Here is an 11,600-nt window from a genome sequence, read left to right as displayed (position 1 = left end):
CCGGTCGGTGGGGGAACGGCACGGGCCGGGCGGGCGCCCGCGCCCGCGGGGATCGCGCCTGCGAGGATCGCGCCTACGAAGATCGGGGCACATGTCTACGGCGAGGTCCCCAGCGGCGCCCAGCGCCGGCCGTCGAAGGCCTCGAGCGGCCGGAACCTGCGCTTGTAGTCCATCTTGCCGTGGCCGTCGATCCAGTAGCCGAGATAGAGGTGGTGGCGGCCCTCGCGCTGCGCCCACTGGATCTGCTGCAGGATCGCCAGGGTACCGGGGCTGCGTGCCGCTTCGTCCGGGTCGTAGAAGGTATAGACCGCCGACAGCGCGTGCTCGGTGAGGTCGGTGGCGGCCAGCGCCAGCAGCCGCCCGTGCAGGCGCAGTTCCAGGAAGCGGCCGCTGGTCCAGCTGCCGAGCAGGAACTGGTCGAACTCGGCGGCGCCGTGGTCGTCCATGCCGCCCTGGGGGTGGCGCGCGCGCAGGTAGCGCCGGTACAGCGCCAGGCGCTCGTCGCTGCGTTCGGCCGGCGTCACGCGCGCCTCGACATCGGCGTTGCGGGCCAGGCAGCGGCGCTGGCTGCGATCGGGACGGAAGCGCGCCACCGGGATGCGCACGGCCACGCAGGCGCGGCAGCCCTGGCAGTGCGGCCGGTAGACGATGTCGCCGGAGCGGCGGAAGCCCCACTGCAGGGCCTGCGGGTAGAACTGCGGCAGGCGCGGATCGCGCGGGTCGAGCACCAGGTCGCGTGCGACACGGTCGGGCCAGTAGCCGCACGGATGCAGCCCGGTGTGGAACAGCCGCAGGGAGTCGGAGTCGCCGACGCTCATGGCGCCGGCCACTGCGGCACGAGGGGCCAGGACAGCGCCGCCGCCGCGGCGCCGGCGGCGATTCCCGCGAACAGGTCACGCGGACGGTGCCGCGCCAGCGCCAGCCGCGACCACAACACGGCGGTGGCGAACGCCAGGGCCGCGGCACCGGCCCAGGCCGACCAGCGCAGCAGCATCAGCGCGCAGAACACCGCGAAGGCCGCGTGCAGCGACAGCTTGCACCAGCGCGAGGACAGCACCGCCGCGGCGACGATCAGCGCCGACAGCGCAAGGTAGGCGGACACGCCGGGTGTTGCGCGCAGGGCCAGTATCGCGGCCGCCGCCAGCACCGGCAGCAGGAACCGGTGCAGCGAACGCCGCTCGTCGGCGGCGCTGGCGTCGACATGGGCCCAGCGGCCGGTCCGCACCCTGCGCCACGACCAGCCCATGACCAGTGCGGCGGCGGCGGCGAAGGCGACCGCGGTGGGTGCCGTCCCCGGCATGCCCCCGACCGCCGCCGGCAGCAGCAGCGCCAGCGGCAGCATCAGCAGCGGATGGCCGAGGATCGACACGGAACGGGCGAGAGCGCGCTTCACGCCGACAGCATACCCGCGCGGATCGCAGGCGCCGCGACTGTCCGCGCCCTGAACGCGGCAGCCCGGGTGTCAACGCCGGCGCCGGCCGCGGCGTTGTCCAGTGCACGGGCGGCGCATGGCCGCAGCTACGGAGACCGCAATGAAGTCCAGGATCCTGTTCACCGCCACGCTGGTAGCGCTCGGCGCGCTCGGCGCCGCCGCCGCTGCGCAGAACGGCGGCGCCGAATCCCGCCACGGGCGGATGCAGCTCGACGGCAACGGCGACGGCGCGATCGACCGCGCCGAGGCGGCGGCGCACCCGCGCCTTGCCGCGCGTTTCGACCAGCTCGATCGCAATGGCGATGGCCGTCTGGACGCCGACGAGCGTCCCGCCCGCCGGGGCAAGGGCATGCATGGCGGCCGCGGCCACACGGGCGGCATGGGCCACGGCGGGATCGCACGCCTGGATGCCGATGGCGACGGCCGCATCAGCCGCGCCGAACTCGAAGCGGGTGCCGGGACCGATAGCGGCCGTGGTCGCGGCGGACAGCGTGGGCTGCTGCAGCATTTCGATGCCATCGACGCCAACGGCGATGGCCACATCGTCCGCGCCGAGCTGCGCGCCTGGCACCAGGCCCGGCGCCCGCAACGCCAGGCGGAGATGGCCAAGCGTTTCGAGGAGCGCTTCGCCGCCGCCGACCTCAACGGCGACGGCCGGCTGAGCCGGGTCGAGGTCGGGGAGAAGATGCCGCGACTGGTCGCGGGCTTCGCCTGGATGGACGAGAACGGCGACGGCGTCCTCTCCCGCGAGGAGTTGCGGCCGCAGCCGATGCGCTGAATCAGGGAGCGTGGCAGAAAAGGGGCAGGCCGAAAGTCGGTAGTCTCCGCCCGCGTGTTCGTCGCACGCGGGCATTTTTTCGTCCCGCGCTCAGGGGTCGGCGCTCTCGTAGCGGCCGCGCATGAAGCTGACGTAGAGGAAGCCGAAGCGCCCGTACCAGTCGCGCTCGCCGAAATGTTCCGCCTCGCATTCGCCGAGCTGGCGCATCGCGCTCTCGAGGTTGTCGAGGTATTCGCGCGACTTGTTGCGGTAGGTGTTGCGCAGGCTGCCGGTGGCCTTCTCGATCTCCGGCTTGCCGCCCAGCTGCCAGGCCAGGCCCGACATGCCATGGAAACCGGAGGCGCTGTCGCCGAAGGCGGTGGCCTTCTTCGCCATCACCAGGTGCGAGTGGGTGATCGACCAGGCGCGGTGCAGCCAGAAGCGGTTGAAGTCGATGCGCTCCACGGCGCGCGCGTAGCAGGCGCTGCACTCGTCCGATTCGGCGCAGGCCGAAGGGACGGTGGGGCCGTCGCCGAGGTCGGGGTCGTAAGCGTCGTCGCCATCGTCCAGCGCATCGAACGCGCGCCGGAAGTCGACATAGGAGTTGTAGGTATTGAGCCCCCACAGGGCGTTGCGGACGCCGGCCTGCACGCCCTTGTCCACCGCCGTGCGGTATTCGGCTTCCCTGGTGCGGCGCCGCGCCGCATCCGTCTCGCGCTGGGCGCGGGTGTCGCGCTCCAGATCGTTGCGGTCGTTCATGCGCCGCCATTCGCGCCAGTCCTCGACGTCGCTGGCGCCCAGCCCTGCGGGCGAGGTCGGGCCGTTGGCAGCGGCCGCGGCGCAGCAGAACGCAGCGGCCAGCAGCAGGGGCAGGCGTACCCATCGCGATGCGTTCATGCGCGCTTCCTCCGCAGGACCAGCAGTGCCAGCACCGCGGCCGCCAGGCCGGCCAGCGCCAGTGCGCCGAGCCACAGGCCCCAGCGCCGGCCGGACGCCGGGGCGTACTCGCTCGCCGGCACCACTACCGGGCGCAGCTGCGCCTCGACTTCCTCGCCGACCCAGACCACCAGCTGGTAAGGCGTGCCGGCGGTGGCGGCGCGCACCGTCGCCTGGAACTCGCCCTCGGTCCGGAACCGGAAGTTGACCAGCCCTTCGCCGTCGTCGCCGGTGCGGCCGCGCCGCAGCGGCCGATCCCAGGCGTACTTGGTGAGCAGCAGTTCGACCGGGGCGTCGTCGTCGACGCTCATCAGCGTGACCGACACCGGGGTCAGCACGTTCAGCCCGTCGAGGAAGAAGCGGTGGCCCTCCGGGGCGGCCTCGCCGCGGACCACCTCGACGCGGCCCCGATCGACGCCGCGCATCTGCTCGGGCTGCAGGCGGAAGACCTGGGGCGCGCTGCCCTGGGCCAGGGCGGGCGCGGCGGCGGCCAGCAGGCACGCCAGCAGGAGCATCGGTAGGAGTACCGGCAGGAGCGGGCGGAGCGCTCCCCTGCGAAGCGGGCGGACGGGCATGGGGCCTCCTGGCAGCGGGGTCTCCCAGGCATACGCGGTTGCGGGCGCGGAAAGGCCAGCTGCCCGCGCGCGACCCGGCTCAGGCCGTCTGCAGGTGCATGATCGCCAACAGGCCGAGCACGCCGATGTTGCTGATCAGCACGCCGCTGGGCCCGAAGATCAGCCGGTAGGCCAGCTCCCGCTTCCGGGCGCCGGCGGGGTTGCGTCCGGAGTCGCGGCGAATCAGCGGATCCATCAGCCGTGCCATCGGACCGAGCAGCTGGTAGCTGAGCACCGCCAGGGCGGCCACGACCGCCGCGTACGCCGGCATGCGGCTGGTGAACGCCAGGGCCAGGATTCCCGCGCCGGCGAGCATCGCAAGGCAGGTCCACAGGTAGATGTTGTAGCAGCGCAGGATCGCCCGGCGTTCCTGTTCGTTGTCGGCGTACCGGGCCAGGTACCTGCGGCACAGCCATGCGGTGACCAGGCCGCTCAGCAGTCCGCCGCCGGCGGCCGCGGCGCTGCCGCCCAGCAGCAGCTTGCCGAGGATGCCGCCGGCCACGGTGGAGCCGGCGGCGCCGAGCCCGGCGGCGGCGGCCGGTTTGCTGAAGCTGCCCAGCGCGGTGACCACGGCGAGCGCGAACGCAGTGCCCGGGGCGCTGCTGCTGGCGAACTCGCGGAAGCGCTCGACCAGCTCGACGCGCAGGCAGCGCCGTGCCCGCGACAGGCGCTTGCGCACGGCGGCATCGGACAGGCCCAGCAGGGCGGCCACCTGGCGCGAGTTCTGGCCCTCGCGGTAGTACAGCAGCAGCACCTCGCGGCTGTCCTCGGGCAGCTCGGAGATCAGTTCCGCGGCGACCGCCTGGCGTTCGGCGTCGATCAACTGGTGCACCGGAGTGCCGGCCGGGTCGGCGGCACGCGAGATCGCCAGCTCGGCGACCTCGCCGTCGAGCGGCCGTCGCCGGGTGGCCCGCAGGTGGTCGTGGGCCAGGTTGCGGGTGATCTGCCGTAGCCAGGGCAGGAAGCTGGTCGGGCTGTGGAGCCGGCCCAGTTGCTGCCAGGCCTTGAGGAACGCCTCCTGGGCGATGTCCTCGCTGGCCGGCACGTCGCGGGTGATCGCCAGCGCCACCGCGGTCACGGTGTTCTGGCTGGCGGCGACGATGCGGCCGTAGGCGTGGGGGCAGCCGGAGGCCGCGGCGGGCAGTTCGCGGCTGATCAGCTGCTCGACCGGCGCTTCCAGGGCATCGACGGGGACTGCGGACATGGCGGCATCCGGTGCGGGTCTATCGGCCAGGACGCTCCCGGGCGGTGGATGTGACCGCGACCGCGACGGAGGGCCCCGCGCTCGAGCCTACCCCTGTTCCGGCGGGAATGCGCGCGCCAGCCCAGGGGGCACGCCTGCAGACGGGACCGCGTCCTGCGGTCCGGCTTCAGAAGGAGCGCGCCAGCACCAGCGCCACCAGCACCGCGATGCCGACCAGCAGCATCCGCCGGTAGCGCACGATCTTCTGCTGGGTGGGCGCCGGCGCGGCGCGGCCACCGCCCATCCGGCCGGGCGTATGGGCGGTGGCGAGATAGCTGTCGGCCACGGGACGCGTGGTCGGCCCGCTCAGGCCGGTCGCACGCATGAGTTCGCGCGCGCGCGGCTGATCCTCGGAATGGGTGACCCAGACCGCGGGCTGCGGGCCGTTGTTGGCGCCCTCGCGATAGCTGAAGGTGCGCCGGCGGCCGCTCTTGTAGGAGCGGCCGTTGGTGATGCGCACCTCGATGCCCTCGTCGCGCAGCAACTGCGCGACCTTCTCGACGTTTTCCAGCCGGGGACTGCTGAAGATCTGCCTCATTGCGTTCGCTCCACCGGTGCCGGCGTCGCTGCGCCGGAGGGCGCGGCGCCGGTGCGGATCAGGCCCTCCTGGCAGGTGCTGGCCACCAGCCGGCCTTCGCTGTCGTAGATCAGCCCGCGCGCCAGGCCGCGCGCGGCGTGCGCGCTGGGACTGTCGATGGCGTACAGCAGCCAGTCGTCGGCGCGGAACGGGCGATGGAACCACAGGCCGTGGTCGAGCGATGCCATCTGCACCTCCGGCTGGTAGTAGCTGATCCCGTGCGGGAAGGTGGCGGTGCCGAGCAGGTGGAAGTCCGAGGCGTAGGCCAGCAGCGCACGATGCAGCTCGGGCGCATCGCCGACGCGCTCGGCCAGCCGGAACCACACCTGCTGCAGCGGGGGGCGGCGCGGCGGGTGCAGCTTGTCGCGCCAGTCGCTGCCGGCGCTGCCGACGTGGCGGAATTCGAACGGGCCGGTGCGGTCGAGCCAGCGCCGGATCTTGGTCGGCAGCGTCGCCAGCACCTCCGCCGGCACGGGCGCCGCCGGGGGGGTGTCGTCGGGCCCCGGCACCTCCGGCATCGGCAGCTGGTGCTCGGCGCCGGATTCGGCCTGCTGGAACGAGGCCGCGCAGAAGAAGATCACCTTGCCGTGCTGGATCGCGGTGACTCGGCGCACCGAGAAGGTGCCGCCGTCGCGGGTGCGGTCGACCTCGTAGACGATCGGGTGGTCGACGTCGCCGGCGCGCAGGAAGTAGGCGTGCAGCGAATGCGCCGCACGCGGATGGCTCATGGTCGCCTGCGCCGCCGACAGCGCCTGACCCAGCACCTGGCCGCCGAACACGTAGCGGGTGCCGATGTCGCGGCTCTGGCCGCGGAACAGGTCGTGTTCCAGCCGCTCCAGCGACAGCAGTTCGATCAGTTCGGACACGGGGGATTGCATGCGGGCGGGACGCTGCGAGGGAACAGCCGATTATAGCCGCTGCCGGCCGCCGTCCCGGCGCGGCGCCGGCTCTTGCGTAGGAGCGTGCCATGCACGCGAAAGCCGGCGCGGCGGGCAGCACCCGGGATCGCCGCCATCCCGGCCGGAGCCGCCGCCCCGCGAGGCGAGGTCGCCGGCCTACGCCCCGTGGGCGTTCAGGGCCGGAGCCGTGTCAGCGGTACCGCGGCGAGGATCCGCGCCCACGGGAACAGCGGCCCGGGATCGCGCTTGCGCGGCACTTCCAGCGCCGGGTCGTCGCTGGCAGCGACCCGGTCGGTGTCGAGGTCCTCGTGTCCGGCGATCAGCCGCAACGCCGGCAACACGGTCCGCAGGTGCAGCAGCAGCGCGACCAGGGCGTCGATCTGGGCCGCGGCATAGGGCTCGTCCATCGCCTGGTGCCGCGAGTCGTACCACTGCGGGAAGCGGCCGCGGTTGACCAGTTCGATGCCCACCGAGCGCGGGTTCCAGCCGCGCACGTGGTGGGCGATGCGCTCGGCCGGCACGTATTCGACGATCGCGCCGTCGCGGTCGACGTACCAGTGCCCGCTCGCTCCGGTTCCGGCCTCCGGATAGAGCATGCGTTCGCCGTATTCGCGCGCCATCGCCATGTCCGGCAGTTCGGTGCAGTGCACGACCGCCAGGTCGATGTCGGACAGCGGGCGCAACGGCAGCCGGTCGACGTAGGGCAGCGGCTGCGGGGCGATCGCGAGTGCGGAAGCGGGACCGGGCGGCATGCGGCGGATGCTAGCATTCGCGGATGAGCAGGCCGCTGCCCGGATCCGCGCCCCCGTCCGCCCGCATACGCGGCGTGCCGGCATGAGCGCGCGCGGGCACTGCATCCTCTCGCACGGCTTCGAGAGCGGCCCCGACGCCAACAAGGTCACCGCACTGGCGGAGGCCGCCGAGCGCCTGGGCTGGACCCACGAGCGCCCCGACTACACCGATCTGGATGCGCGTCGCGAGATCAGCGACCACGGCGACGTGCCCGCGCGGGTGCAGCGCCTGCTCGCACGCGCCCGCGATGCCGCGGCGCGCGGGCCGCTGGTGCTGGCGGGCTCCAGCCTCGGGGCGTGGATCTCCGGGCACGTCTCGCTGCAGCTGCCGGTGGCGGGCCTGTTCCTGATGGCGCCGCCCACGCGCATGCGCGGTGCGCCGCCGCTGGAGGCGGCGCAGGTGCCGATCTCGCTGGTGCACGGCTGGGACGACGAGCTGATTCCCGCCGCCGAAGTGGTGGCGTGGGCGCAGCCGCGGCGAGCGCGGTTGCTGCTGGTCGACGACTCGCACCGGCTCTCCCGCCATGCCGGGGCGTCCGCGCAGGCGTTCGCCCAGCTGCTGGAAAGCCTCTGAGCCGCCCGGCTCCGGGCCGCGCATGAAGTTCTTCGTCTCCTGCGCCAAGGGCCTGGAATACCTGCTCGCCGACGAACTCGTCGCGCTCGGCTGCGCGCGCGCCACTGCAGCGGTGGCCGGGGTAAATGCCGAGGGCGGGATGCGCGACGCGCTGTGCGCGGTGCTGTGGTCGCGGCTGGCCAGCCGCGTGCTGTGGCCGCTGGCCGACTACGACTGCCCGGACGAGCACGCGCTGTACGCCGGCGCGCGCGAGATTCCGTGGCCGGAGCATCTCGATCCGTCCATGACCCTGGCCGTCGATGCGCATGTTTCGGGCGCTGCCGTCACCCACGCGCGCTACGCCGCGCAGCGCATCAAGGACGCGGTGGTCGATGCGATGCGGGCGGCCGATGGCAGCCGTCCCGATGTCGATCTCGCCGCGCCCGATCTGCGCCTCAACCTGGTGGTGCGCAAGGGCAGGGCGCTGTTGGCGGCCGACCTGGGCGGCGGGCCGCTCCACCGGCGCGGCTGGCGCCGCGCGCAGGGCGAGGCGCCGCTCAAGGAGACCCTGGCCGCGGCGGTGCTGCTGCGCGGTGGCTGGCCGCAGCGCCATGCCGAAGGCGGTGCGCTGTGGGACCCGATGTGCGGCAGCGGCACCTTGCTGATCGAGGGGGCGCTGATGGCGGCCGACGTCGCCCCCGGGCTGCAGCGCCTGCGCGGCGCCCTGCCCGGAGAGCGGGCAGCGGAGTCGGATGCCGCCGATGAATCGGTACCGGCACCGACGCGCTGGCGCGGCTTCGACGGCGCAGCCTGGGCCGCGCTGTGGACCGAGGCCCGCGAGCGCGAGCGACGCGGTCGCGACGCGCTCGCCCCGGTCTTCTTCGGCAGCGACCGGGATCCGCGGGCGATCGACGCGGCGCGCGTCAATGCCGCCGCGGCCGGCGTAGCCGACGCGATGCTGCTGGAAGTGGCGGACCTCGCGGCGTTGCGCGCGGCCCCGGGGCGGCGTGCGGTATCCGCACCAGGAGCCGGGCCGACGCCGGAGGTGCCGGCCGGGCCCTGGGCACGTGCCGCCGGGAAACTGCGCGCGGCGGCAACGGCCGGCTCCGCCGTTGCTGCCCACGCGTCCGCCGGTGGTGGCGGCGAGGGCACGGTGCCGCCGCCCGGGCTGGTGGTCTGCAATCCGCCGTACGATGCCCGCCTGGCGGCCGATCCGGCGCTGTACCGCGCGCTCGGCGCGATGCTGAAGGCCACGGTCGCGGACTGGCGCGCCAGTCTGCTGTGCGGCGACGACGAACTCGCATTCGCTACCGGCCTGCGCGCGCGCAAGCGCTACAAGGTCTTCAACGGCGCCCTGGATTGCGCGCTGATCGTCTGCGATCCGGTCGCTCCTGCCCGCGCCGCGGGTACGGCGGAGGCGCCCGCGCCGGCGCTGTCGGAAGGCGCACGGATGGTGGCCAACCGTCTGCGCCGCAATCTGCGCGCACTCAAGGCCTGGCGCGCGCGCGAGGGCGTTGAATGCTTCCGCGTCTACGACGCCGACCTGCCGGAGTACGCCGCCGCGATCGACGTCTACGCGGAGGCCGACGCCCCGGAGCGCCGCTGGCTGCACGTGCAGGAGTACGCGGCCCCGGCGGAAATCCCGGAAGCCACGACCCGGCGCCGCCTCGGCGATCTGCTCGCCGCCGCGCGCGAGGTGTTCGAGCTGCCGCAGGAGCGCATCGCCACCAAGACCCGTACGCGCGGCAAGGGCGGCAGCAAGTACGGGCGCTTCGCCACGCGCGGCGAGTTCCTGGTGGTGCGCGAGGGCGAAGCGCGGCTGCGGGTCAACCTGTTCGACTATCTCGACACCGGCCTGTTCCTCGATCACCGGCCGTTGCGGGCGCGCATGGCCGCCGAGGCGCGCGACGCGCGCTTCCTCAACCTGTTCTGCTACACCGGGGCCGCCACCGTGCTCGCCGCGGTCGGCGGCGCGGCGCATACCACCAGCGTGGACTTGTCGGCGACGTACCTGCAATGGCTGGTCGACAACCTGCGCGAGAATGCGATCGGCGGCAGCGCTCATCGCCTGGTGCAGGCGGACGCGCTGCAGTGGCTCGAGGCCGAGCGCGGCCACTACGACGTAGTCTTCTGCGATCCGCCGACGTTCTCCAATTCGGCGCGGGCGAAGGACTTCGACCTGCAACGCGAGCACGTGCGCCTACTGCGCGCCGCGGTTGCGCGGCTGACGCCCGGTGGCGTGCTGTACTTCAGCAACAACTTCCGGCGCTTCCGCCTGGATGCCGATGCCGTGGCGACGTTTGCGCGCTGCGAGGACATCGGCGCCGAGACCATTCCCCCCGATTTCGCCCGCAACCCCCGCATCCACCGCGCCTGGCGGCTGCTGGCTTGAGAATGGGGCGCAAAAATGGGGTCCGCAAAAATGGGGTCAGGTTCTGAGGTTTCCCCACGTTCTTCTCTGTCAGGTCAGCCGCTTAGCGGCGCTCTGACTGGAAACAAGTGCGCGCATGGCGCAGTCTTCAAGGTGACTAAGCCAAAGAAGGACTGACGACCATGCGCGCCAGCCGAGTATTGCAGAAGTGCCTGCCGGAATCACTGGAGCCGATGCACGCGCTGCGTGAGCATGCTCTGCTAAACGCCGTGGAAGCCGTGCTTCAAGGACGCAGGTTGACGCTGATGGACGTGGCCCGCTCCTGGCCCGGTGCCGAGCGTGTCCGGCCGCCGCTCAAGGCGTTCGACAGGCTGCTGGGCAACCCGCACCTGCACGCCGAACGCGAAGGGATCCATGCGGATATGGCGCGCTGGCTACTACGCAGCCCTCGGCCGGTGATCGTGATCGACTGGACGGATTTGAAGGCCGACAAGTCGTGGTGCCTGTTGCGTGCAGCGGTGCCGGTGGGAGGGCGAACACTGACGCTGCTGGACATGGTGTTCCCTGGCAAGAAGCAAGGCTCGCCCGCTGCGGAGAAGCGATTCCTGCAACGGCTGCGTGCACTGGTGCCGGAAGGCGCTCGCCCGGTCCTGATCACCGATGCGGGCTTCCGCACGCCCTGGTTCCGCGCCGTCTCGGCGCTAGGTTGGGACTGGGTGGGCCGCTTGCGCGGCCGCACGCAGGTCAAGCCAGTAGAGGTCGAAAATCGTATCGAGCAATGGGTGGACTGCCGACAGCTGCATGTGCTGGCCACTCGAACGCCGCGGGAGCTGCCGGTGATGCAGACCAATCGCGGCGATCCCCTGTCCTGCCGTCTGGTCGTGTACGCCAAGGCGCGGCAAGGCCGCAAGCACTGCAATCGGCGGCGTCGCACGGAAGTGGCACGCAGCTCGTCCAGTCGCAAGGCTGCGGCGCGCGAGCGCGAGCCTTGGCTGATCATCGCCTCGCCCAGTCTGGCCGAGGCCAGCGCCCGGCAGTTGGTGAGCCTGTACGCGCGCAGAATGCAGATCGAATGCTCCTTCCGCGACCTGAAGTCGCACCGGTACGGACAAGGCTTCGAAGATAGCCTGACGCGCAGTGACGCCCGTCTGCAGATCCTCCTACTGGTCGGCACGTTGGCGGCCTTCGCCAGCTGGTTGGCAGGCGTGGGATGCGAGAAGACCGGCATCGCCCAATGGCTATTGCCGATCCGCACCAAGCGCAAGCTGTACTCGACCTTGCGCGTAGGGCGGGAGGCCTTGGTCCGAGGCTGGCCGATGGAGCCCGTCTCCCAATGGCTGGATCGCTTACGATCACTACCCCCTGCGGTGATCGACCAGATGGTGCTGGGGGCATGAAAACGCGGGGAAACCTCAGGGTCAGGTTCA

11 protein-coding genes and 1 pseudogene are annotated in these 11,600 nt (G+C 72.4%); 4 read left to right on the top strand and 8 right to left on the bottom strand.

The window, feature by feature from the left end; translation table 11 throughout:
- Nucleotides 1–95: 95 nt before the first annotated feature.
- Nucleotides 96–818, bottom strand: coding sequence for an arginyltransferase (locus H0E84_RS08235; protein WP_180678166.1), 723 nt, complete (start codon nt 816–818; stop codon nt 96–98).
- A complete protein-coding gene (locus tag H0E84_RS08230; protein ID WP_180678165.1) occupies nt 815–1,393 on the bottom strand; it encodes a phosphatase PAP2 family protein in 579 nt (192 codons plus the stop codon). Before H0E84_RS08230 ends, H0E84_RS08235 begins: the two co-directional genes overlap by 4 nt.
- Nucleotides 1,394–1,532: 139 nt before the next feature.
- Here H0E84_RS08230 and H0E84_RS08225 point away from each other — a divergent pair, with 139 nt between their 5' ends.
- Entirely contained in the window at nt 1,533–2,210 is a 678-nt protein-coding gene (locus H0E84_RS08225) for a hypothetical protein (RefSeq protein WP_180678164.1), read from the top strand.
- A gap of 90 nt (nt 2,211–2,300) precedes the next feature.
- On the opposite strand, the gene H0E84_RS08220 is transcribed toward H0E84_RS08225, so the two are convergent.
- The 6 genes and pseudogenes from H0E84_RS08220 to H0E84_RS08195 all read right to left on the bottom strand — a co-directional run bounded on the left by H0E84_RS08220 (nt 2,301) and on the right by H0E84_RS08195 (nt 7,210).
- Nucleotides 2,301–3,086 (bottom strand): hypothetical protein, encoded by a 786-nt coding sequence (locus H0E84_RS08220; protein WP_180678163.1) that lies wholly within the window; start codon nt 3,084–3,086, stop codon nt 2,301–2,303.
- Nucleotides 3,083–3,640: a hypothetical protein gene (locus H0E84_RS08215; RefSeq protein WP_180678162.1), complete on the bottom strand. Its 558-nt coding sequence runs from the start codon at nt 3,638–3,640 to the stop codon at nt 3,083–3,085. The genes H0E84_RS08220 and H0E84_RS08215 overlap by 4 nt, the downstream gene beginning before the upstream one ends.
- A 139-nt stretch (nt 3,641–3,779) precedes the next feature.
- Nucleotides 3,780–4,943: an RNA polymerase sigma factor gene (locus tag H0E84_RS08210; RefSeq protein ID WP_180678161.1), complete on the bottom strand. Its 1,164-nt coding sequence runs from the start codon at nt 4,941–4,943 to the stop codon at nt 3,780–3,782.
- A gap of 354 nt (nt 4,944–5,297) precedes the next feature.
- Nucleotides 5,298–5,520 (bottom strand): annotated as a pseudogene (locus H0E84_RS20820) (putative signal transducing protein); the annotation flags it as partial.
- A complete protein-coding gene (locus H0E84_RS08200; protein ID WP_425600475.1) occupies nt 5,517–6,425 on the bottom strand; it encodes an acyl-CoA thioesterase in 909 nt (302 codons plus the stop codon). The pseudogene H0E84_RS20820 and the gene H0E84_RS08200, both read right to left, overlap by 4 nt.
- A 206-nt stretch (nt 6,426–6,631) precedes the next feature.
- Nucleotides 6,632–7,210, bottom strand: coding sequence for an N-acetylmuramoyl-L-alanine amidase (locus H0E84_RS08195; protein ID WP_180678158.1), 579 nt, complete (start codon nt 7,208–7,210; stop codon nt 6,632–6,634).
- Nucleotides 7,211–7,292: 82 nt separating this feature from the next.
- Here H0E84_RS08195 and H0E84_RS08190 point away from each other — a divergent pair, with 82 nt between their 5' ends.
- The 3 genes from H0E84_RS08190 (at nt 7,293) to H0E84_RS08180 (ending at nt 11,570) form a co-directional block, all read left to right on the top strand.
- Nucleotides 7,293–7,823: an alpha/beta family hydrolase gene (locus H0E84_RS08190; RefSeq protein WP_180678157.1), complete on the top strand. Its 531-nt coding sequence runs from the start codon at nt 7,293–7,295 to the stop codon at nt 7,821–7,823.
- A gap of 22 nt (nt 7,824–7,845) precedes the next feature.
- Nucleotides 7,846–10,194: a bifunctional 23S rRNA (guanine(2069)-N(7))-methyltransferase RlmK/23S rRNA (guanine(2445)-N(2))-methyltransferase RlmL gene (gene rlmKL / locus H0E84_RS08185; protein ID WP_180678156.1), complete on the top strand. Its 2,349-nt coding sequence runs from the start codon at nt 7,846–7,848 to the stop codon at nt 10,192–10,194.
- Nucleotides 10,195–10,355: 161 nt separating this feature from the next.
- The gene (locus H0E84_RS08180; protein ID WP_180678155.1) at nt 10,356–11,570 is read left to right on the top strand and encodes an IS4 family transposase; all 1,215 of its coding nucleotides are present in this window, start codon (nt 10,356–10,358) and stop codon (nt 11,568–11,570) included.
- Nucleotides 11,571–11,600 lie beyond the last annotated feature (30 nt).

Origin of the sequence: Luteimonas salinisoli (genome assembly GCF_013425525.1) — a bacterium.
GTDB lineage: Bacteria > Pseudomonadota > Gammaproteobacteria > Xanthomonadales > Xanthomonadaceae > Luteimonas > Luteimonas salinisoli.
Note: the sequence above shows the minus strand (reverse complement) of the source record. Positions and strands in the feature narration are given on the sequence as shown.